We start from the raw sequence: 22374 nt of genomic DNA, 5'->3' as shown, positions 1-22374 counted from the left end.
TCACACCTGCAGCGGCACCAACTCCTCGCCCCAGACGGCCAGGGGCAGGAACCCCCGGTGGCCGCATTCGCCGAACACCGTCACCGGCTCGCCCCCGGACACCGCCGCGAGCTGCCACAGCCCCCTGCGGTCGTCGCACCGGGCGTCCACCGATATCGCCGAATCGCCCCGCGCGTCGGCCAGTTGCCAGCCGAGCCGCGGGTCCGGGACCGGGATCACGTCCCGCAGCACCACGGGCCAGGACTCCAGCCACGGATCGTCCCGCAGTGCCTCGCCGTAGGCGCGGAGGGCGGCGGCCGTGTCGCCGCCCGGCGGGGGAGCGGCCCGGGGCGCGGGCGGGGCGTGGCGGTCGGCGAGCACGGCGCGCAACGGGCGGGCCGCCGGATGGAAGAGGAGCTCCGCCTCCAGCTCCAGGCCGGTGGTGAGGGAGAGCTCGGGCGCCCGGCCGCCCGCGCCGTACGACAGCAGCAGGGCCGCGCGGCCGGTCTCCCGGCCGTGGAGCCAGATCCGGCGCGTGACCAGCCTTCCGTCGCCGCCGTCCCGTTGGGACAGGACGAGCCAGTGGTCGCGGACCGGTGGGGCCGAGGACGCCAGTGCGGCCGTGTCCACGGTGATGCCCACCCGGCCGCGCACGGTCGCGGCCAGCCCCTCCGGCAGCCGGTCGACCCGCAGATACGCCCGGTTGAGCGTGTGCAGCAGCGCGCATCGCTCCAGCAGCCGGGCCGCCCAGTCCGCACCGGCCCCCGTCGTCGCCCCCAACTCCCGTGCCTGTGCCGCCAGTCCCGGCGCCTGGGCGTCGATCATGCGGGCGGCGGTCTCCTCCCATGGCCCCCGCCCGGCCTGCGCGGAGGAGGCGAAGCCGCCGTGCAGCAGATCGGCGAGGCGCTGCTCCAGCTCCGAGGCGCCCGCCGCGACGCGCCCCGCCCGCGCCGCCGCCCTGCGGCGCGCCGCGTCCGTGTCGCGCGGTACGAATTCGGCGTCCATGACCCTCCGTTCGGGACTCCTCTGCGGATTCATGTCCCCGAAGGTAGAGCCACCCACTGACAATCGACCTGACCTGCGGGTTCGTTGGCGCCAAGCGTGCGCCGAGGGGCGTTGTCAGTGGTGTGGTGCAGGGTGGTGGCACATCCCGGAACGCACGACGGGAACGCACGACGAGAACGCACGACGAGGGGGACTTGTGACCGTGCCCGGACTCCACACGGACCAGAGCCGAGACGTCATCAGGCCGCACGCGGAGGACGCCTTCGCCGGCGAGCTCGCGGCCCTCGCCGCCGCCGACGACCGCCCCAGACCGGAGCGGTGGAAACTCTCGCCGTGGGCCGTCGCCACCTATCTGCTCGGTGGCGTGCTGCCCGACGGCGCCGTCATCACCCCGAAGTACATCGGCCCGCGCCGCGTCGTCGAGGTCGCCGTCAGCACGCTCGCGACCGACCGGGCGCTGCTGCTGCTCGGCGTGCCCGGCACGGCCAAGACCTGGCTGTCCGAGCACCTGGCCGCCGCCGTCAGCGGCGACTCCACGCTCCTCGTCCAGGGCACGGCCGGCACCACCGAGGACGCCGTCCGCTACGGCTGGGACTACGCCCGTCTCCTGGCCCACGGCCCCAGCCGCGAGGCGCTCGTGCCCGGCCCCGTCATGCGGGCCATGGCCCGCGGCGCGACCGCCCGCGTCGAGGAGCTCACCCGCATCCCCGCCGACGTGCAGGACACCCTCATCACCGCCCTGTCCGAGAAGACCCTGCCCGTCCCCGAGCTCGGCGAGGAGGTCCAGGCCGTGCGCGGCTTCAACCTCATCGCCACGGCCAACGACCGCGACCGCGGCGTCAACGAGCTCTCCAGCGCCCTGCGCCGCCGCTTCAACACCGTCGTCCTCCCGCTCCCCGCCACCCACGCGGACGAGGTGGACATCGTCGTCCGGCGCGTCGACCAGCTCGGCCGCTCGCTCGACCTGCCCGCCGCCGGGGACGGCACGGACGAGATCCGCCGCGTCGTCACGGTCTTCCGCGAGCTGCGCGAGGGGATCACCGCCGACGGCCGCACACGGATCAAGTCGCCCTCCGGAACGCTCTCCACGGCCGAGGCGATCTCCGTCGTCACCGGCGGGCTGGCCCTGTCCGCCCATTTCGGCGACGGCGTGCTGCGCGCCGGCGACGTCGCGTCCGGCATCCTCGGTGCGGTCGTCCGCGACCCGGTGGCCGACCGCGCGGTCTGGCACGAGTACCTGGAGACGATCGTCCGCGAGCGGGACGGCTGGCAGGACCTCTACCGCGCCTGCCACGAGGTGTCGGCATGAACGCCCGGACGGGCATGGGCACTTCGGGCCCGGCCCTGCTCGGCGTGCGCCACCACGGGCCGGGCTCCGCCCGGGCCGTGCGGGCCGCCCTCGACCGGCGGCGGCCGCGCGCCGTCCTCGTCGAGGGCCCGCCCGAGGGGGACGCGATCGTCCACCTCGCCGCCGATCCCGGCATGCGGCCTCCCGTCGCCCTGCTCGCCCATGCCGCGGACGACGCGGGCCGGGCCGCGTTCTGGCCGCTGGCCGACTTCTCCCCGGAATGGGTCGCCATCCGCTGGGCGTTGACCCATGGAGCGGCGGTCCGGTTCATCGACCTGCCCGCCGCGCACACCCTCGCGCCGCACTCACGGCGGGACGGGCCCCCGCCCCCCGACCCGGTCGAGGCGCTGGCGGCGGCCGCCGGTCATCACGACCCCGAGCGGTGGTGGGAGGACGCCGTCGAGCACCGCAAGCCGAACGGCGACCCCCTCGCGCCCTTCCGGGCCATCGCCGAAGCCATGGCCGAGCTCCGCCCGGACCCGGCCGACGGCCCCGCCGACGGCGCGGGCCCGGACGGGGGCGGGACGGCGGCCGGTCACGACGCCGTCCGGGAGGCCCACATGCGGCTGCGCCTGCGCGAGGCCCGCCGCGAGTTCGGCGACGACGTCGCCGTCGTCTGCGGCGCCTGGCACGTCCCCGCCCTGACCGCGCGGCGGACCGTCGCCGCCGACCGCGCGACGCTGCGCGGGCTGCCCAAAGTCCGCACGGAGATCGCCTGGGTGCCCTGGACCCACCGCCGGCTGGCCCGCCGCAGCGGGTACGGGGCCGGCGTCGCCTCGCCCGGCTGGTACGGCCACCTCTTCCGCGCCCCCGACCGGCCCGTCGAGCGCTGGATGACCACCGTCGCCCGGCTGTTGCGCGCCGAGGGGCACCCCGTCTCCTCCGCCCACGTCATCGAGGCCGTCCGGCTCGCGGAGACCCTCGCCGCCGTCCGCGGGCGTCCCCTGCCCGGGCTCACGGAGACCGTCGACGCGGTCCGGGCCGTGATGTGCGACGGCTCGTCCGTCCCGCTCGCCCTCGTGCAGGACCGGCTCGTCGTCGGCGACGCCCTCGGCGCGGTTCCCGACGCCGCCCCCGCCGCGCCCTTGCGGCGCGACCTCACCCGCCTCCAGCGGGCGCTGCGCCTGCCCGCCGAAGCGGGGCCCCGCGAGCGGGAGTTCGACCTGCGCAAGGACGCCGGCGCCGCGCGCAGCCGGCTGCTCCACCGGCTCCGGATCCTCGGCGTCGACTGGGGCGAACCGCTGCCCGTCCGCGGCGGTTCGGGCACCTTCAAGGAGATCTGGCGGCTGAACTGGGAGCCCGAACTGGACGTCCGCCTCGCGGAGGCGGGCGTGTGGGGCACCACCGTCGAGGCCGCGGCCGCCGCGCGCGCCGAGGCGGCGGCCCGCGCGGCCGGGTCCCTGGCCGAGGCCACCGGGCTGGCCGAGCGGTGCCTGCTCGCCGGACTGCCGGACGCCCTGCCCGCCGTCCTGCGCGCCCTCGCCGACCGCGCCGCCCTCGACGCGGACGTGGGCCACCTGGCCCGGGCCCTGCCCGCCCTCGTCCGGGCCCTGCGCTACGGGGACGTCCGCCGCACGGACACCGGCGCCCTCGCCGAGGTGGCGGCCGGGCTCGCCGAGCGGATCTTCGCCGGCCTGCCCGACGCCTGTTCCGGCCTCGGCCGGGAAGCGGCCCGGGAGGCGAGGGACGACGTGGACGCCGTCCACCGGGCGGTCGCCCTGCTGGAGCGGCCCGGGGCACGGGATCGCTGGGCGGCCGTGCTCGCAGAGCTCACCGGCCGGGAGCGGATCCCGGGGGAGGTCCGCGGCCGGGCCGCCCGGCTCCTGCTCGACGGGGGCCGGCTGTCCGGCGAGCGGGCCGCCCGCCTCATGGGGCTCGCCCTGTCGCCCGCCGGGGAGCCCGCCGAGGCGGCGGCCTGGATCGAGGGGTTCACGGCCGGCGACGGCGCGGGCGGCCTGCTCCTCGTCCACGACGCACGCCTCCTCGCCCTGGTCGACACCTGGCTCACCGGTGTCCCGGCCCCGTCCTTCCCCGGCGTCCTGCCGCTGCTCCGCCGCACGTTCTCCGCGTTCGACCCCGCGGTCCGCCGGGCCATCGGCGAACGCGTCCGCACCGGCGCGGCCCCCGGGCACTCCGCCGAGCACCGGCCCCCGGCCCTCGACCCCGAGCGAGCGGCAGCCGTCCTCCCCACGCTCCGCCTGCTGCTGGACCTGGACGCGGACGATGCCGACCCCACCGGGACGGCCGCCGCACAGGCCGATCGCGCGCCGAGCCCCCCGCCCAAGGCGTTCCCGCTCCTCCCGACTGGCCTTGGGGCGGGGCCGGTTCCCGGGCATGCCGATGTGCAGGCCGGCAGCGCCGAGCGCGACGACCGGGGATCGGCCCTCCTGCCCAAGGCGTTCCCATTTCCCCCAACCCGTCGTGAAGCGGGGTCGGTTACCGGAGGTTCCGACGCGCAGGCCGGCAGTGCCGAGCGCGATGACCGGGGGTCGTTCCTCCTGCCCAAGGCGTTCCCGTTTCCCCCAACTCGTCATGAAGCGGGGTCGGTTCCCGGGCGGGCCGACGTGCGGGCCGGTAGCGCCAAGCGTGACGACCGAGAGTCGCAGCTCCCGTCCAAGGCGTTCTCGCCCCTCCCGACTCGCCGTGAAACAGGGGCGATTCGCGGCCACGCCGACGTGCAGGCGAGCAGTGCCGAGCGCGGAGATCACGGGGCGATCCTCTCGCCCGCGGCGTTCCCGCATCTCCCGACTCGCCCTGGGGAAGGGCCGGACCCCGGGCGAGCCGTCACCCGCGAAGGCCGTGGCGAAGCCGCCGGCCGGCCCGAGCGCCTCCGTCGCTGGCGGCTCGTGCTCGGCGGCGGGCAGGAACAGGAAGCCGACGGGACGGGGGTCGCGCTCGGCGGGGACGACATGGTCAGGGACGGCGCGCTGGAGGCGCTCTACGGATCCGCCGCCGGGGGCGGCCGGCGCGGGGGCGGGCTCGGGGCGTCCGCGCCCCGGGTCGCCCGATGGCTGGGGGACGTCCGGACGTACTTTCCGTCGTCCGTCGTTCAGGTGATGCAGCGCGACGCCCTGGAGCGCCTCGGCCTCACCTCGCTCCTCCTCGAACCGGAGCTGCTGGAGGCCGTCGAGGCGGACGTGCACCTCGTCGGCACCCTCCTGTCCCTCGCGCGGGCCGTGCCCGAGGAGTCGAGGGCCACCGCGCGGGAGGTCGTCCGCAAGGTCGTCCGCGATCTGGAGGGCCGCCTGGCCGACCGGACCCGGGCCGCGCTCACCGGCGCCCTCGACCGCTCGGCCCGCGCCTCCCGCCCGCGCCCCCGCGACATCGACTGGCACCGCACGATCCGGGCCAACCTCAAGAACTACCTGCCCGAGCACCGCACGGTGGTGCCCGAGCGGCTCGTCGGCCACGCCCGGGCGGCGCGCTCGCTGCGCAAGGAGGTGATCCTCTGCGTCGACCAGTCCGGCTCGATGGCCGCCTCCGTCGTCCACGCCTCGGTCTTCGGCGCGGTCCTCGCCTCGATGCGGTCGCTCGACACCCGGCTGATCGCCTTCGACACCGCCGTCGTGGACCTCACGGACCGGCTCGCGGACCCGGTGGACGCGCTGTTCGGCGTCCAGCTCGGCGGCGGCACGGACATCGACCGCGCCCTGGCCCACTGCCAGTCCCGCATCGCCCGTCCGGCCGAGACGGTGGTCGTGCTGATCAGCGACCTCCACGAGGGCGGCACGCCCGGCGGGGTGCCGCGCCGGGTCGCGGCGATGAAGGCGGCGGGCGTCCGGGTCGTCGTCCTGCTGGCCCTCTCGGACGAAGGCGCACCGGCCCACGACCGCGAGCACGCCGCGGCCCTGGCCGCCCTGGGCGTGCCCGCCTTCGCCTGCACCCCCGACCTCTTCCCGGAGGTGATGGCGGCGGCTCTGGAAGGACGCCCGCTGCCCATACCCGGGCCGGTCCCCGCGCCGGGGACCGGCGGAACGGAGGAACGCCGGACCCGTTGGGCGTAGCGCACCGTCGCGACGGGTGTCCGGACGGTGGGCGATCTGTGAGCGTAATCACGGCCGGAGTGTGATCTGCGATTTAGGGACCTCCCCCGCTCGGGGATAACCTGCGAGACGGACATGCCGCGTATTCGGCGCACGTGTGCCGCCCTCGTCATAGATCGCGTTCACGCTGCCACCGCGGCACGCCCGCGCAGACAACGAACCGCGATATCCATGGAAAAGGGACGGACGCGCGTGGACCTGTTCGAGTACCAGGCGAGGGACCTCTTCGCCAAGCACGGTGTACCGGTGCTGGCCGGTGAAGTCATCGACACGCCTGAGGCGGCGCGCGAGGCGACCGAGCGACTGGGCGGCCGTTCGGTCGTCAAGGCGCAGGTCAAGGTCGGCGGTCGCGGCAAGGCCGGCGGCGTCAAGCTGGCCGCCACCCCGGACGAGGCCGTCGCCCGCGCGACGGACATCCTCGGCATGGACATCAAGGGCCACACGGTCCACAAGGTGATGATCGCGGAGACCGCTCCGGAGATCGCCGAGGAGTACTACGTCTCGTACCTCCTCGACCGCACCAACCGCACCTTCCTGGCCATGGCCTCCGTCGCCGGCGGCATGGACATCGAGGAGGTCGCGGCCACGACCCCCGAGAAGCTCGCCAAGGTGCCGGTGGACGCCAACGAGGGCGTCTCCATCGAGAAGGCCCGCGAGATCGTCGCCCAGGCGAAGTTCCCGGCCGAGGTCGCGGAGCAGGTCGCCGAGATCCTCGTGACCCTGTGGAAGACCTTCGTCAACGAGGACGCGCTCCTCGTCGAGGTCAACCCGCTGGCCAAGGTGCAGGACGGCCGCGTCCTCGCGCTGGACGGCAAGGTCTCCCTGGACGAGAACGCGGAGTTCCGCCAGCCCGACCACGAGGACCTGGTCGACCACGCCGCGGCCAACCCGCTGGAGGCCGCCGCCAAGGCCAAGGGCCTCAACTACGTCAAGCTCGAGGGCGAGGTCGGCATCATCGGCAACGGCGCGGGTCTCGTCATGAGCACCCTGGACGTCGTCGCCTACGCCGGCGAGAACCACGGCGGCGTCAAGCCCGCCAACTTCCTCGACATCGGCGGCGGCGCCTCGGCCGAGGTCATGGCCAACGGTCTTGAGATCATCCTCGGCGACCCGGACGTCAAGTCCGTCTTCGTCAACGTCTTCGGTGGCATCACCGCCTGCGACGAGGTCGCCAAGGGCATCGTCCAGGCCCTCCAGCTGCTGAAGGACAAGGGCGAGGACGTCTCCAAGCCGCTGGTCGTGCGCCTCGACGGCAACAACGCGGAGCTGGGTCGCAAGATCCTGTCCGACGCCAACCACCCGCTGGTGCAGCGCGTGGACACCATGGACGGTGCGGCCGACAAGGCCGCCGAGCTCGCGGCTGCGAAGTAAGGGACGAGGTCACAGCACACCATGGCTATCTTCCTCACCAAGGACAGCAAGGTCATCGTCCAGGGCATGACCGGTGCCACGGGCATGAAGCACACCAAGCTCATGCTCGGTGACGGCACCAACATCGTCGGCGGCGTGAACCCGCGCAAGGCCGGCACCGAGGTCGACTTCGACGGCACGGCCGTCCCCGTCTTCGGCTCGGTCGCCGACGCGATGGAGAAGACCGGCGCCGACGTCACCGTCGTCTTCGTCCCGCCGGCCTTCGCCAAGGCCGCGGTCGTCGAGGCGATCGACGCGGGCATCGGCCTGGCCATCGTCATCACCGAGGGCATCGCCGTCCACGACTCGGCCGCCTTCTGGGCGTACGCCAAGGCCAAGGGCAACAAGACCCGCATCATCGGCCCCAACTGCCCCGGTCTGATCACCCCGGGCCAGTCCAACGCCGGCATCATCCCGGGCGACATCACCAAGCCCGGCCGCATCGGCCTGGTCTCCAAGTCCGGCACGCTGACCTACCAGATGATGTACGAGCTGCGGGACATCGGCTTCTCGTCCTGCGTCGGCATCGGCGGCGACCCGGTCATCGGCACCACGCACATCGACGCGCTGGCCGCCTTCGAGGCCGACCCCGACACCGACCTCATCGTGATGATCGGTGAGATCGGCGGCGACGCCGAGGAGCGGGCCGCGGACTTCATCAAGGCCAACGTCACCAAGCCGGTCGTCGGCTACGTGGCCGGTTTCACCGCGCCCGAGGGCAAGACGATGGGCCACGCCGGTGCGATCGTGTCCGGTTCCTCCGGCACCGCGCAGGCCAAGAAGGAGGCCCTGGAGGCCGCGGGCGTGAAGGTCGGCAAGACCCCGTCCGAGACCGCCCGCCTCGCCCGCGCCGCGCTGAGCGCCTGAGCGACCGCTCCGGCCGGTGCCGCCGTCCGGGCGGTCCCGCCGGGCACCGAGGGCCCGCACTCCACAGGGGTGCGGGCCCGCCGCCGTTCCGGGGCCCGCCCCGCCCGGACGGCGGCACCGGCCGGAGCGGTCGCTCAGGCGCTCAGCGCGGCGCGGGCGAGGCGGGCGGTCTCGGACGGGGTCTTGCCGACCTTCACGCCCGCGGCCTCCAGGCCCCAACCCCCCGGCCCCCCCCCCCCCCCCCCCCCGGGGGGGGGGGCCCCCCGCCCCCCCGGCGGGGGGGGGGCCCGCGGGGGGGGGGGCCCGGGGGGCCCCGGGGGCCCCCCCCCCCCGGGGGGGGGGGCCCCTCCGCCGTTCCGGGGCCCGCCACGTACACCACCCGATTGCCACTCTGAACACGACACGACGGTCATTTGTCGCTACCCGCCCGAAAGCCGCGTTGTTGGCAGCATGGCCCTTGTGACCCAATATGCCCACAGCGGTCCCTCGTTGCCCTCGTACCTCCGCTTCGCGGCACGCGGTACGCCGGGCACGGGCAGGGCGTTCTTCGGCGGCGCGCTCGCCGCTGGCCTGGGACTGGGCGCGTTCGCCACGCTCGTCCTGGCGCTGTGGATCGTGTCGCCCTACCCCGACAGCGGCCCCGCCGGGGCTCTGCACATCGCCACCGGCCTCTGGCTGCTCGCGCACGGCGCCGAGCTGGTGCGCACCGAGACCCTCTCCGGCACCCCCGCCCCGGTGGGCCTGACGCCGCTGCTGTTCACCGTGGTCCCCTGCGTCCTGGTGCACCGCGCGGCCCGTCACGCCCCGGCCCCCGACTGCGAGGAGTACGCCGAGGACGACGCGGACGCCGACGCGGCCGGCGAGGCGCCCGAGGACGCGGGGGACGACGGCCCCCCGCCGCCCCGGCCCGAAGCGCCGCCCCCGCTCCCTCCCCGCACCGCCTTCACCGCCCTGCTCGGCGGATACCTGCTGGTGAGCCTCGCGGCCGTGCTCTACGCCTCCTCCGGCCCGGTGCGCGTCGACCCGCTGAGCGCCCTGCTGCACCTGCCGGTCGTCGCCGCCGTCCCCGCGGCCGCCGGGGTCTGGATGGCGTCCGGCTGTCCTCCCTGGACGCCGCCGCCGCGCGTCCGGCGGGTGCTGCGCTTCGTCCCGGGACGGGTGCGGGAGTGGTTCACCTACCCCCACGTCCTGGCCGTCGCCCGGGCCACCGCGGCCGGTACAGGCGTGCTGCTCGGCGGTGCGGCGCTGCTGTTCGCGGTGGCGCTGGCGTTCAACGGGGGTGCCGCCCGGGAGGCCGTGGCCCAGCTGGCCGCGGGCTGGTCGGGGCAGACCGCGGTGGTGCTGCTGAGCGTGGCGCTGCTGCCCAACGCGATGGTCTGGACGGCGGCGTACGGACTGGGGGCGGGCGTCGTCGTCGGCGCGGGCGGCGTCCTCGCCCCCGTGGCCCTGCCCGTGCTCGGTGCCCAGGGGCATCCCCTGCCCCTGCTGCCCCGCTTCCCGCTGCTCGCCGCGCTCCCCGGGCCCGGGGAGGCCGGTCCGCTGGGGCTGGCGGGCTGTGCCGCGGTGGTGGCCGGGGCGGGGGTGGCGGTCGCCTCGGCGGCGGTGCCGCGCCGTCCGGCGACCGTCGGCCGGTGCGAGGCCATGGCCATCGCCTTCCTCGCGGCGGTCGCCTCGGCCGTGCTGCTCACCGTGCTCGCCTACGCCGCCGGCGGGCCGCTGGGCAACGCCACCCTGGCCCGCTTCGGTCCCGTCTGCCGCTTCACGGGTCTCGCGTGCCTGGTCTGGACGGCGGCGATCGGGGTGCCGGGAGCGCTGATCGTCCGTCAGCTGCGCAAGGAGCGGCCGGCCGAGGCGCCGGAGCGGCGCGGGTCCTGGTGGCGGCGGACCTGCTTCGCCCTGGGGCTGGACCTCCCGGAGCGGCGCCGGCGGGCGCGTCCCCGGCGGGTGCCTCGCTGGTGGCGGGCGGCGGCCGGCTGGCTGGGCTTCGCGGTGGGCGGGGAGCAGGGCACCGAGGTCGTCCCGGCGCAGCGGCCCCACGGGCCGGAAGCGGCGGAGGAGCGGGACGGCCTCGCGGACCTGCCGGAGTACGGACCGGAGTACGCGCCGGAGAGCCTGCCGCTGCTGCCGGTGAACGGCACCGTCCTGGGCGCCGACGGGAAGGCCGAGCCGCCGCGTCGGCGCAGGCACCGCGGTTCGCGGGCGGCCCGGGCGGCGGACCGCGCGGCGCGGCGGGAGGCGGAGCGCGCGGCCCGGCGGGCCCGGAAGTCCCGCAAGGCGCCGATGCCGCCGGTCCCGGACCCTGCCTTCGGCGTCGCGGACGCGCCCGACTGGCACGACACCGGCGTCCGCCGGGCCCGCTGGGCCGCGCTCAAGGACTCCGGCGGCGGCCTGATGGCGGACTTCGAACCCCGCGACCCGGAACGCGAGCGGCTCTTCGAGGAGCGGTGAGTGTTCCGGGGGTGCCCTGTGGCGGGCTTCGGGGGTGCCCGTCCCGGGGCGGGCGGCAGGCCGTGGACGGGGTTGCGTCGAGTGTCCCGGGACGGGTCGGCCTCGCAGGTGTTTCAGGGTCGGGTCGGTGCCCGAGGCAGGTGGTCTCCCCGTGACCTGTTGAGTGCCCCGGGGCGGGTAGCCGTCCGAGGCGGGCGGGATTCACGGGGCCGGTGAGTATCCCGGGGGGAGGGGTGGCACCCCCCGGGCGGGCGTCGCCTCCGGCGGCCCGTCGGTCCGCGGGTGCCAGCCGCTCGCTGTGCCGTCCGGGCGCCTCCCGCCGGGCGGGCTGCGCATGGGCCCCCGGTGGCCGTCCCTGGGGAAGGCGGGATTCACTGGCCCGCTGAGGTCCCGGGGATGGGGCGGTGCCCCGGGCGGGCGTGCCTCCGGCGGCCCGTCGGTCCGCGGGTGTCAGCCGCCCGCCGCGCCGTTCCGGCGCCTCAGTCGTCCGCGCCCAGCAGCGGGCGGAGCTGCTTGGGCAGGTGGGTTTCGCAGGCCTGGCGGGAGGACTGGGTCAGGGCGTCGTCCACGCAGGTGTAGTAGTCCCGGTAGACCAGCTGGAAGCCGTATGTGGACACCACGATCAGCAGGGCCAGTCCGCCCATCACCAGGCCGCTGACCGCCGCCGTCGTCTGCGGCCGGAAGCCGCCCGGCTGCGGCGCGGGCGCGCCGCCCTCGCCGGTGCGGCGGGCGGCGCCCTTGGCGCGCAGCGCGCTGACGCCCCAGTAGACCGACAGGGCGCCGAGCAGCAGGGCCACCTCCGGCAGGCTGAACAGGGCGAAGAAGAATCCCCACAGGCCCGCGAGCACGGCGTAGCGGGCGCGGCGCTGGGCCGGGTCGGAGGGGTCCCAGCGCGGGCCGCTCGCGCCGGGGCCGTTCGACGGGTCCTGGCCGCCGCCGGGCGGGCCGCCGAAGCCGCCGTCGTGGCGGCCGGGCTGGCGGTTGCTCCACTGGCTGCCCCACGCGGGCGGGGCGGGCTGCTGCTGCCCGCCGTTCCCGCCGCCGTCGTCGCCCTGGTCCCCCTGGGGCGCGCGCGGACGCCAGGGCTCGTCGGGCCGGCCCTCCGGCGGCGGGGCGAACGGGTTGTCCCGCTGGTCCGAGGAGCGCGCGAGGAGGCCCGTCACCGGCCGGGGCAGCGGGGGGCGGTGAACCGCGGGGCGGCGTCGGTCCGGCATGTGGAGTGTGTCTTCCCCTGGTCGGTCGGTGTCGCGTCGGCGTCGCGTCGGCGCGTTCTTTCGAGCCTACGGCCGCGCGACCGGTTTCCGGAGCCGGTCCCCGACGCGTCCGCCCGTGCGGAGGGCCCGGAGCCGCCCCGGACCCAGACGCTACCTCCCGCGTGCGCCCCCGTCCCGCGGGGGCCGACGGGTGTGCCGGTATCGTTGCTGGCGGTCGGCGGCTTCGTAGGGTCCCCCGTATCCGGCGTACCCGGTTTCTCGTACGATCCTACGAACCGTCCTGCGAACCTCCCGCGAGCCAGAAAGGGCCCCGTCGTGGCCGTCCCCGCCCGTCCCGCCCGCATCGTCGCGCTCGTCTCCGGCTCGGGGACGAACCTGCAGGCCCTGCTGGACGCGATCGCCGCCGACCCGGACGGCTACGGGGCCCGCGTCGTGGCCGTCGGCGCCGACCGCGAGGGCATCGCCGGGCTGGAGCGCGCCGAGCGTGCCGGGCTGCCCGTCTTCGTCCGCGGCGTGCGGGACTTCGCCTCGCGCGAGGAGTGGGACCGGGCCCTGACCGAGGCGACCGCCGCGTACGAGCCGGACCTGGTCGTCTCCGCGGGCTTCATGAAGATCCTGGGGAAGCACTTCCTCGCGCGCTTCGGCGGGCGGACGGTCAACACGCACCCCGCCCTGCTGCCCAGTTTTCCCGGTGCCCACGGCGTGCGCGACGCCCTCGCGTACGGCGTGCGGGTCACCGGGTGCACCGTCCACTTCGTCGACGAGGGCGTCGACACCGGCCCGATCATCGCCCAGGGCGTGGTCGAGGTCCGGGACGAGGACGACGAGACCGCTCTGCACGAGCGGATCAAGGAAGTCGAGCGAGCGCTGCTCGTCGAGGTCGTGGGGCGTCTGGCCCGGCACGGCTACCGCATTGAGGGACGAAAGGTACGGATCAACCAGTGACCGCCCAGGACCAGGACAACAAGCGGCCCATCCGCCGGGCGCTCATCAGCGTCTACGACAAGACGGGGCTGGAGGAGCTGGCCCGCGGGCTGCACGGGGCGGGCGTCGAGCTCGTCTCCACCGGCTCGACGGCCGCCCGGATCGCGGCCGCCGGGGTGCCGGTCACCCCGGTCGAGGAGCTCACCGGCTTCCCCGAGTGCCTGGACGGACGGGTCAAGACCCTGCACCCGCGCGTGCACGCCGGGATCCTCGCCGACCAGCGGATCGAGGCCCACCGCGCGCAGCTCGACGAGCTGGGCGTGCGCCCCTTCGAGCTGGTGGTCGTCAACCTCTACCCGTTCCGCGAGACCGTCGCCTCGGGCGCCTCGCCCGACGAATGCGTCGAGCAGATCGACATCGGCGGCCCCTCGATGGTCCGCGCCGCCGCCAAGAACCACCCGTCGGTCGCCGTGGTCGTCAGCCCCGCCGCGTACGCCGAGGTGCTGAAGGCCGTCGCCGACGGCGGTTTCGGCCTCGACGCCCGCAAGCGGCTGGCCGCCGCGGCGTTCCGGCACACGGCCGCCTACGACGTGGCGGTCGCCAACTGGTTCGCGGCGGACTACGCGCCCGACGGCGAGGGCTTCCCGGCCTTCGCGGGCGCCACCTTCGAGCGCAAGAACGTGCTGCGCTACGGCGAGAACCCGCACCAGCCCGCCGCGCTCTACACCGGTGGCGGCAGCGGCCTCGCCGACGCCGAGCAGCTGCACGGCAAGGAGATGTCCTACAACAACTACGTGGACACCGAGGCCGCCCGCCGCGCCGCCCACGACCAGGGCGACCGGCCCTGCGTCGCGATCATCAAGCACGCCAACCCGTGCGGCATCGCGGTCGGTTCGGACGTCGCCGAGGCGCACCGCAAGGCGCACGCCTGCGACCCGCTGTCCGCCTTCGGCGGCGTCATCGCCGTCAACCGCCCGGTGTCCGTGGCGATGGCCGAGCAGGTCGCCGAGATCTTCACCGAGGTCATCGTCGCCCCGGACTACGAGGACGGGGCCGTCGAGGTCCTGGCCCGCAAGAAGAACATCCGCGTGCTGCGCTGCCCCGACGCGCCGGAGCAGCCGCTGGAGGGCCGCCCGATCGAGGGCGGGATGCTCCTCCAGGTCCGCGACCGCCTCCAGGCCGAGGGCGACGACCCGGCCAACTGGACGCTGGCCACGGGCGACGCGCTGGCCGAGGACGAGCTAGCCGAGCTGGCGTTCGCGTGGAAGGCGTGCCGCGCGGTGAAGTCCAACGCGATCCTGCTCGCCAAGGACGGCGCCACGGTCGGCGTCGGCATGGGCCAGGTCAACCGCGTGGACTCCGCGAAGCTGGCCGTCCAGCGCGCGGGGGAGGAGCGGGCGCGCGGCTCGTACGCCGCCTCGGACGCGTTCTTCCCGTTCGCGGACGGGCTGGAGGTGCTGACCGCCGCGGGCGTCAAGGCCGTTGTCCAGCCGGGTGGTTCGGTGCGCGACGAGCAGGTCGTGGAGGCCGCGAAGGCGGCCGGGGTGACGATGTACTTCACCGGTACGCGCCACTTCTTCCACTGAGACGGGCGGAGGCCGCACCCCGGGTGCGGGGTGCGGCCTCCGGGCCGGGGCGGGTGCGGCTCAGTAGCGCGGGCGCTGGAACCACTCGGCGCTCGCGCGCTTGGCGCAGAAGACGATGGTCAGGATCGCCAGGATGAAGACCACCAGACCGAGGCCCCACGCACCGATGTTGACGATGCCGCTGATGATGGCGAAGGACGCGTAGACGATCGAGCCGACGCGGACGCCGTTGCCGCCCTTCGCGTAGCGCAGCGCCAGGATGATGCCGATCACCGCGAAGACGGCGGCGAGGGCGACGAGGAAGCCGATGAGGCCCTTGCCGAAGTCGGCCACCTTGTCCATGTCCACGGACGTGTCGTCGCTGTTCTTCACGACGTCGTTGAAGGCGGCGAGCGCCACGCCGTAGATCCCGGCTATGGCGAGGTGGGACACGGCGATGATCCACATGAAGATGCGCGCGGCCTTCGTCACCCCCGGCATCTCGGCGGGCACCGGCGGCATTCCGCTGTACCCGCCCTGCTGCGGGTACGCCCCGTAGGGCTGGCCGCCCTGCGGGTAGGGGGCGGCCTGCGGCGGCTGGCCGTACGGGTTGTTCTGGTCGCCGAAGCTCATGGTCGGGGCGATCCTCCGTGATCGGTCGTGCGGGGACGGACGCGGACATCCCGGAGGGACCATGCTGAGCGGCTCGCCCCCCGTAACCGCCCGCGGCACTGCGATTCATCGTGGTAGCGGTATTGACTTTTGTCCAGCCGATACCCTCTGCGTTGTTCAAGTGCCGCGCGACCGTGATCGCGCCGTGAGCGTGATCACGCAGACCGAGCGAACACAGGGCGGTGGACCTCCCGAGCGGAAGGGACGCCGCCGGATCCAGGAAGATGGAGCCATGACCGCCCAGATTCTCGATGGCAAGGCCACCGCGGCCGCGATCAAGTCCGAACTCACCACCCGCGTGGAAGCGCTGAAGGCCAAGGGCATCACCCCGGGCCTGGGCACCCTCCTCGTCGGCGACGACCCCGGCAGCAAGTGGTACGTGGCCGGCAAGCACCGCGACTGCGCCCAGGTCGGCATCGGCTCCATCCAGCGCGAGCTGCCGGCGACCGCCACCCAGGAGGAGATCGAGGCGGTCGTCCGCGAGCTCAACGACAACCCCGACTGCACCGGTTACATCGTCCAACTCCCGCTCCCCAAGGGCATCGACACCAACCGGGTGCTGGAACTGATGGACCCGGCCAAGGACGCCGACGGCCTGCACCCGATGAGCCTGGGCCGGCTCGTCCTCAACGAGCCCGGCCCGCTGCCCTGCACCCCGAACGGGATCATCGAGCTGCTGCGCCGCCACAAGGTGGAGATCAACGGCGCCCACGTGGTGGTCGTCGGCCGCGGCATCACCGTCGGCCGCTCGATCGGCCTGCTGCTCACCCGCCGTTCCGAGAACGCCACGGTCACCCTCTGCCACACCGGCACCCGTGACCTCTCCGCGCAGCTGCGCCAGGCCGACATCATCGTCGCCGCCGCCGGCGTGGGGCACCTGATCAAGCCCGAGGACGTCAAGCCGGGCGCCGCCGTGCTGGACGTCGGTGTCAGCCGGGACGGCGAGGGCAAGATCATGGGCGATGTGGACCCGGGGGTCGCCGAGGTCGCCGCGTGGCTCTCCCCGAACCCGGGCGGCGTCGGCCCGATGACCCGCGCGATGCTGCTGGTGAACGTCGTCGGAGCGGCCGAGCAGCAGGCCGCGGAGCGGGCCGCCGATGCGGTCTGAGCCGGACCGGCCCGGCCGGTCGGGCGCTTCGGGCGGCGCGGCCGACGGGGGCGGCCGGGGTGGCGCGGGCAAGCCGGGCACACCGGGCGCGCCCGGTGATCCGCGCGCCCCGCAGGCCCGGGGGAATTCCGGCGGTGCGGACGCCCCGGACGCCCGTGGCGACGCGGGCAAGCCGGGTGCCCCGGGCAACGCGGGCAAGCAGGCCGGAGCGGGCAGGCCCGGCGGCGCGAAGAAGCCGCGCACTTCCCGTCGTTTCCCCCAGTTCACCCGCGACACCGCCCGCCCCGAGGGCGGCGGGCGGGCCGCGCCCGGGGGCGCCCCGGCCCCCGCGCGGCAGTGGCCGCTGCTCGCGGTGCTGGGGCTGACGGGCCTGGGGCTGCTGATCGTCGCCCTGGACGGGTTCCGGATCGGGACGATGCTGATCGGCATCGCGCTGATCGGCGGCGCGGTGCTGCGCTGGACGCTGCCGTCGGTGGGCATGCTGGCCGTGCGCTCGCGCTTCACCGACATGTTCACCTACGGCGGGCTGGGGCTGGCGATCCTGCTGCTGGCGCTGATGGCCCAGCCGCACGCCTGGCTGAAGATCCCGTTCCTGGACGACGTGCTCCACTTCACGGTCAACTAGCCGTTCGCTCACGGTGATCCGGATCCGCGGCCCGTCCTCTCCCCCGCGGGAGGACGGGCCGCGGCTTTCCCCCGTTTCCCCCGTGGCCCACGAGGGCGGCGCGGGGTGGACCGCGCCGCCCGGCCCACAGCACAGACTGTGATGCGCCACATCCCCAACTGCCAGGAGTCCGCCCCCGCTTGGGTCATCGCGGGACGTCCCACGCGCTGAGCTGCGGGGACGGCGCGGGCGGTGCTGCCGCCGTGGGACAGGGTGGGCCGCGGCGGCCGTGGCCGAAACTCACGGCCCCCGCCGCCCGGCGCGGGATTCGTTGCTCGCGCGTCGCCATGATGTGCGGCAGAAGGGCCTCGTGGCCCCGGGGGACGAGACGCGTATGGGGTGGAACATGCCGCGTTGGAAGGAATTACCGGCCTCGCTCGACGAACAGGCGGCCCAATTCGTCGTACAGCTGAGACGGTTGAAGGACCGCAGCGGGCTGAGTCTGGCCGCGCTCGCGGCCAAGACCTCGTACAGCCGCTCCTCCTGGGAGCGTTACCTCAACGGCCGCCAACTGCCGCCGCGGGACGCCGTCGAGGAGCTGGCGCGGGTCTGTGCCACGGACCCGGTCCGGCTGCTGGTGCTGCACGAACTCGCCGCCGCGGCCTGGCCCGCGCAGGAGCCGGCCGCGCCCGCGGGCGCGCGGCGGATTCCGTCGCGCGCCCTGGTGGTCGCCGGCGCGGTCACGGTGCTGGTCGTCGCCCTGGCCGCCGGGCTGCTGATCGCGCGGCCCTGGCAGGGCGACGACGGGGGCGGCGGCGCGCCGGGCGGGACGGCGCCGAGCCCGTTCGTCTTCGTCCAGGGCCGCTCCCGCCCCTGCGAGGTGCGGCGCGAGGACGGGGAGCTGCGCGCGGGCTACAGCCCGACCCGCAGCGTGCTCATGGACCTCAAGAGTTCCGGGTGGGAGGTGCTGGAGGCGCAGTGCCTCCTGCGGCACCACGGCCACGACCCGGGACTGATCGACGGCTCGTACGGCCCGAAGTCCAAGGCCGCGGCGCAGGACTTCCAGAAGGACCGGAACCTGGTCGTGGACGGCATCGTCGGGCCGGACACCTGGGCGGAGCTGCGGCGGTGAGCGGTGACCGGCCGCCGCCGGCGGAGTGCGCGGCGCTCGCCGCGGAGCTGCGCGCGCTGCGGGAGCGCACGGGGTTGAGCCTGGTCGCGCTCGCCGGGCGCACGCCGTACAGCAAGTCCTCGTGGGAGCGCTACCTCAACGGCAAGAAGCTGCCGCCCCGGCAGGCGGTCGAGGCGCTCTGCGGCCTGGCGGACGAGCCGGCGGGGCGGCTGGTGGCGCTGTGGGACCTGGCCGAGCAGCGGTGGAGCGGGCGGTCGGGCGTGCCGGAGCGTCCGTCTGTCGAGGCTGCGGCGGAAGGTTCCGCCCGGCGGCCGGTGCGGACGTACGTCGTGTCCGGCACCGCCGTCGTCCTCGCCGTCACCGCGGTGCTGCTGTTCCTGGTCGCGGGGCGGGACGCGGGCGGCGGGGCCGGCAGTCCGGCGGCCGTCGCCTCCTATCCGCAGTCCTGGGCGCCCGGGTGCGCGGGGGCCGACTGCGAGGGTGCGGATCCCCAGGAGATGGGGTGCGGCGCGCAGGGCATGGCGGTGACGCTGGAGCGGCGCCGGCTGGCCGGCGGGCAGGAGATCGCCGTCCGGTACGCCGAGAAGTGCGGGGCCGTGTGGGCGAAGGCCAGCCATCTGCGGATCGGCGACCGGGTCGAGCTGTCGGTGCCGGGCGCCGACCCCAAGCGGGTGCGGGCCGCGGGTCAACGGGACACCGAGGTGTACCTCTCGACGGCGATGACGGTGACGGCGGAGCCGCGTGCGGCGCGGGTGTGCTTCGAGGGCGCGGACGGGGGGCGGGAGTGTTTCGCGCCCTCCAAGGAGGAGTGAGCGAGCGAGCGGCCCGTCCTCCACCCCCGTGGGGGGACGGGCCGCCGCTCCCCGAAGAGGATCCTGAAGGGCCGCTTTCCCGATCAAGGTCGGGGCGGGGCTTGTGACGCGGAGCGGACAGTTCCGGTACGAGGTCACATGCGGCGTCACGGTCCCGTACCAGGAGGCGCCCGCTGCCAAAGGGCGGCCGCTGCCGGAATCCGTCCGGCGGGGGGTGTTCCGGCGGTCGTCGCCCGGCGTGGACGGGTGACCGACGGCCGCAGGGGCGTGCGCCCGGGGGCATGGACCAACCCCGAACGCCCCGATGCGCCCGCTCGTGGGGAACTGACACGCTGATTCATGGCATCCCCTGGGTAGCACCGCGGTACGCAGGGGGACGATGGGGGAGGGGCCATGCCGCGTTGGAGAGCGTTGCCGGAGGAACTCGACCCGCAGGTGCGGGAGTTCGCCGAACAGTTGCGCAGGATCGTGGAGCGCAGCGGGCTGGGGATCGGCGCGGTCGCGGACCGCACCGGGTACAGCAAGACGTCGTGGGAGCGCTACCTCAACGGCCGGCTGCTGCCGCCGCGCGGCGCCGCCGAGGCGCTCGCCGAGGCGACGGGCATCGACGTGGGCCACCTGGGCACGCTGTGGGAGCTGGCCGAGCGGGCCTGGAGCCGGTCGGAGCTGCGGCACGACGTGACGATGGAGGCCGTCCGGGTCGCCGAGGCGAAGGCGGCGCTGGGCGTCGCGACCGCGCCGGCGCCCACGTCGCTGGAGAAGCGGGCGGCGGTCGCGCTCGGGGCGGAGGGGGTTGACGAGGCGTCGGTACTGCCGCCGCCGTCCCGGCCCGAAGCGCCGCCCCCGCCTCCCGCGTCGGCGCGCGACGACGGGGTGGACGTCCGGGCGAAGGCCATCCCCATGGACGCGGGGCATCGTCGCCGCCCTCCCCGCCGGGCGGGACGCGGCCGCCACACCGCCCTGCTGTTCACCGCCGGCGCCGTCGGCACCCTGCTCGTCGCCGTCGCCGCCGTGCTGCTGCTCGGCAGCGGGCCGGTCGGCGCGAAGCGGCCCACGCCGCTGGCCGCCCTCCCCTCGGCGGGGAATCCGGCCGCCGCCCTGCCCACGGGTGTCGGGTGCACGGGCGCCGGGTGCACCGGCAAGGACCCGGAGACCATGGGCTGCGGCGGGCAGCACGCGACGACGGCCGGTTCGGCCACCGTCGGCACGTCCTATCTGGAGGTCCGTTACAGCGGCACCTGCAAGGCCGCCTGGGCGCGGATGACCCAGGGCGCCCCGGGCGACGCCCTGCGCGTCAGCGCCGCCACGGGCAGCGGGGCGGGGCGCGTGGAGCGCGGCGCCGACGGCCACAGCACGATGGTCGCCGTCTCCGCCCCGGGCGAGGCCACGGCCTGCGCCGTGCTGAGTTCCGGAGAGCAGGGCTGCACCGTGCCGCGCATGCCGTAGCCCCAGGTGAGGCGTCCCACACGGGTTCGGGGATACGGGGCGGGCCCCGTCGGATAGCCTGACGCCCGGATCTCTTGATACCGAGAGAGGTCCGGACAACATGGGCAGGGACACCCACCCCAGTTCGCAGCAGGAGACGCCATGACCCGCACTCCCGTCAATGTCACCGTCACCGGCGCGGCCGGCCAGATCGGCTACGCGCTGCTCTTCCGCATCGCCTCCGGTCACCTCCTCGGCGCCGAGTTACGCTGACACAAGCCGCATAATCCGTGTCCAACTTTCGGGGACAAGGCCCGCGATCAAGCCTGGCTTCAGGGCCGCTACGAAACCCAGTTCAGCTCAGGGCGCACGCTCGGCGTGACAAACGCCCAGGGCGGCGCGAGATGCCCCCAAGGCCGCACCCACCAGGAACAGCACTGCACAGTGCTACTGCCCAGGCCTGAGCCGCAAAGAGACCGCGCAGCACCAGAGGCACACGGCAGCACCAGCCAACAGGGAGTACGCACCGATGGACAGCACCGCGCTCACCATGGCCGGAGCCTCCTGGGCCATCGATGAGTTCATCTCTTGCGGGGCTGGTAGGTCTTGTCCTTGACCGGGACGTTGAGCTCGATGTCCGGCGAGTCTGCGAAGTGCAGCGTGAGGACGACAGAATCCCCCGTCTTCAGCTTCTTCTTCAATCCCATGAACATGATGTGGTTCCCGCCGTGCTTGAGTTCGAGCCGGCCGTGGGCCGGGATACCGAGAGCGGAAACCTGATGCATCTCGTTGCCGACGGTCTCGTGCAGTTGGGCCTTTTCGGCGAAGTCGGCACCGACAGACTGCAGACGGTCGGCCATGCTGCTGTTGTTCTCGATCGACATAAAGCCGCCGGCCATACCCATGGCCGGCTCCGGGATGTAGGCACCGGAGATATGAAGCCGTTCCTGGGAAACCGCAGAGGAGGATGTCCGGTTCTTCGCGCCGGTGCTGTCCTTCGAACTGCCACCGCATCCGGTCAGGGCAAGCGCCGCAGCAGCGAGAACACAGATGGCGGGGGCGAGACGGGCAGTGCGCGTTGCGGTTCGAGGCACCGTGCGGACCTTTCGTCGGGATATGGGCCGTGCTGGACACGTCCGGGCCGACCGCGATGGGGAGAGCCAGGCCGACACAGTGGGTGACTCCATAGCTCAAAAGGCTAGGTGAGACGAAAGAGGACGATCTCTGCCGAAGGTTGACTCCGGGGGAGTCGAAGGTTGTCATAACAGATGTCATGGTGCGTGGCCCAAGCGTCGTGCGCATCCGACCGTTCACTGCCCCATCCTTCGCGGGGTCAAGGCGGAACAAACGGCTGAACGGTCGCCCGAACTCAGTAATGATCTTTAGGATGGCTACCGCCACCCGATCAGCAGCCACAATTCCCCATACCATCAACTCCGCCATTTTCTGGGCACTTTAAACAGGGATATTCGCGCACATGATCCCTTAACTATCCGTTCACCACTGCACAATCGATCCAAGAGGTCCACGTCACAACGCTCAGGAACCGAACACTCGTTACGGTGTCCCAACCTGGGGGTTGCATAAAGCTTTTCTATGACCCCATAAATGAGGGCATCACCGACTTGGCCGAGGGAACCCAAGTGATCGAAAGTAACGGCTGAGGAGATCCTCACACACGGCCAGGCCGCTCGGCCCCGGTTCCCGCAGGAGCTTTCATGACCCGCACTCCCGTCAATGTCACCGTCACCGGCGCGGCCGGTCAGATCGGCTACGCGCTGCTCTTCCGCATCGCCTCCGGTCACCTCCTCGGCGCCG

The 22374-nt window shown here is 74.3% G+C and carries 16 protein-coding genes and 3 pseudogenes; 15 read left to right on the top strand and 4 right to left on the bottom strand.

Going from position 1 to position 22374, the window contains the following annotated elements; genetic code table 11:
- The gene (locus I5Q34_RS17125) at positions 1–1047 is read right to left on the bottom strand and encodes a hypothetical protein (protein WP_374193027.1); all 1047 of its coding nucleotides are present in this window, start codon (positions 1045–1047) and stop codon (positions 1–3) included.
- Positions 1048–1186: 139 nt separating this feature from the next.
- Here I5Q34_RS17125 and I5Q34_RS17120 point away from each other — a divergent pair, with 139 nt between their 5' ends.
- From I5Q34_RS17120 to I5Q34_RS34755, 6 genes and pseudogenes are all read left to right on the top strand, one after another.
- A complete protein-coding gene (locus tag I5Q34_RS17120; RefSeq protein ID WP_199893157.1) occupies positions 1187–2293 on the top strand; it encodes an AAA family ATPase in 1107 nt (368 codons plus the stop codon).
- Between the two features lie 14 nt (positions 2294–2307).
- Positions 2308–4572 (top strand): annotated as a pseudogene (locus tag I5Q34_RS36065) (DUF5682 family protein); the annotation flags it as partial.
- A 669-nt stretch (positions 4573–5241) separates the two neighbouring features.
- Positions 5242–6336: a VWA domain-containing protein gene (locus I5Q34_RS36060; protein ID WP_374193035.1), complete on the top strand. Its 1095-nt coding sequence runs from the start codon at positions 5242–5244 to the stop codon at positions 6334–6336.
- Positions 6337–6567: 231 nt separating this feature from the next.
- Positions 6568–7746, top strand: coding sequence for an ADP-forming succinate--CoA ligase subunit beta (sucC, locus tag I5Q34_RS17110; RefSeq protein ID WP_199893155.1), 1179 nt, complete (start codon positions 6568–6570; stop codon positions 7744–7746).
- A 21-nt stretch (positions 7747–7767) separates the two neighbouring features.
- Entirely contained in the window at positions 7768–8652 is an 885-nt protein-coding gene (sucD, locus tag I5Q34_RS17105) for a succinate--CoA ligase subunit alpha (protein ID WP_199893154.1), read from the top strand.
- 459 nt (positions 8653–9111) lie between these two features.
- The gene (locus tag I5Q34_RS34755; RefSeq protein WP_277965528.1) at positions 9112–11100 is read left to right on the top strand and encodes a DUF6350 family protein; all 1989 of its coding nucleotides are present in this window, start codon (positions 9112–9114) and stop codon (positions 11098–11100) included.
- 479 nt (positions 11101–11579) lie between these two features.
- On the opposite strand, the gene I5Q34_RS17095 is transcribed toward I5Q34_RS34755, so the two are convergent.
- Complete coding sequence (locus I5Q34_RS17095; RefSeq protein ID WP_199893153.1) at positions 11580–12314, bottom strand: cytochrome b/b6 domain-containing protein; 735 nt, start codon at positions 12312–12314, stop codon at positions 11580–11582.
- A gap of 315 nt (positions 12315–12629) precedes the next feature.
- Between I5Q34_RS17095 and purN the strand changes: the two genes are divergently transcribed.
- Together purN and purH are read left to right on the top strand one after the other, a co-directional pair.
- Positions 12630–13259, top strand: coding sequence for a phosphoribosylglycinamide formyltransferase (gene purN / locus I5Q34_RS17090; RefSeq protein ID WP_199893152.1), 630 nt, complete (start codon positions 12630–12632; stop codon positions 13257–13259).
- Positions 13256–14824 (top strand): bifunctional phosphoribosylaminoimidazolecarboxamide formyltransferase/IMP cyclohydrolase, encoded by a 1569-nt coding sequence (purH, locus tag I5Q34_RS17085; RefSeq protein ID WP_199893151.1) that lies wholly within the window; start codon positions 13256–13258, stop codon positions 14822–14824. Before purN ends, purH begins: the two co-directional genes overlap by 4 nt.
- Before the next feature lie 60 nt (positions 14825–14884).
- Here purH and I5Q34_RS17080 read toward each other — a convergent pair whose 3' ends face one another.
- Positions 14885–15436 (bottom strand): hypothetical protein, encoded by a 552-nt coding sequence (locus I5Q34_RS17080; protein WP_199893150.1) that lies wholly within the window; start codon positions 15434–15436, stop codon positions 14885–14887.
- A gap of 271 nt (positions 15437–15707) precedes the next feature.
- Here I5Q34_RS17080 and I5Q34_RS17075 point away from each other — a divergent pair, with 271 nt between their 5' ends.
- From I5Q34_RS17075 to I5Q34_RS17050, 6 genes and pseudogenes are all read left to right on the top strand, one after another.
- Positions 15708–16583 carry a bifunctional methylenetetrahydrofolate dehydrogenase/methenyltetrahydrofolate cyclohydrolase gene (locus I5Q34_RS17075; protein WP_199893149.1) on the top strand — a complete coding sequence of 292 codons (876 nt, stop codon included), beginning with the start codon at positions 15708–15710 and terminating at the stop codon, positions 16581–16583.
- On the top strand, positions 16573–17208 hold the full coding sequence (locus I5Q34_RS34750; protein WP_234429049.1) for a DUF3017 domain-containing protein: 636 nt from the start codon (positions 16573–16575) through the stop codon (positions 17206–17208). The genes I5Q34_RS17075 and I5Q34_RS34750 overlap by 11 nt, the downstream gene beginning before the upstream one ends.
- Positions 17209–17593: 385 nt before the next feature.
- On the top strand, positions 17594–18319 hold the full coding sequence (locus I5Q34_RS17065) for a helix-turn-helix domain-containing protein (RefSeq protein WP_199893148.1): 726 nt from the start codon (positions 17594–17596) through the stop codon (positions 18317–18319).
- The gene (locus tag I5Q34_RS17060; protein ID WP_199893147.1) at positions 18316–19131 is read left to right on the top strand and encodes an XRE family transcriptional regulator; all 816 of its coding nucleotides are present in this window, start codon (positions 18316–18318) and stop codon (positions 19129–19131) included. The genes I5Q34_RS17065 and I5Q34_RS17060 overlap by 4 nt, the downstream gene beginning before the upstream one ends.
- 393 nt (positions 19132–19524) lie before the next feature.
- Positions 19525–20577: an XRE family transcriptional regulator gene (locus I5Q34_RS17055; protein ID WP_199893146.1), complete on the top strand. Its 1053-nt coding sequence runs from the start codon at positions 19525–19527 to the stop codon at positions 20575–20577.
- Between the two features lie 141 nt (positions 20578–20718).
- A pseudogene (locus I5Q34_RS17050) lies at positions 20719–20823 on the top strand (malate dehydrogenase); the annotation flags it as partial.
- A gap of 314 nt (positions 20824–21137) precedes the next feature.
- Here I5Q34_RS17050 and I5Q34_RS35790 read toward each other — a convergent pair.
- On the bottom strand, positions 21138–21650 hold the full coding sequence (locus I5Q34_RS35790; RefSeq protein ID WP_199893145.1) for a copper chaperone PCu(A)C: 513 nt from the start codon (positions 21648–21650) through the stop codon (positions 21138–21140).
- A gap of 624 nt (positions 21651–22274) precedes the next feature.
- Between I5Q34_RS35790 and I5Q34_RS17040 the strand changes: the two are divergent.
- Positions 22275–22374, top strand: a pseudogene (locus tag I5Q34_RS17040) (malate dehydrogenase); the annotation flags it as partial.

This window comes from Streptomyces sp. AV19, assembly GCF_015999245.1.
In the GTDB taxonomy this organism is placed as follows: Bacteria; Actinomycetota; Actinomycetes; order Streptomycetales; family Streptomycetaceae; genus Streptomyces.
Note: the sequence above shows the minus strand (reverse complement) of the source record. Positions and strands in the feature narration are given on the sequence as shown.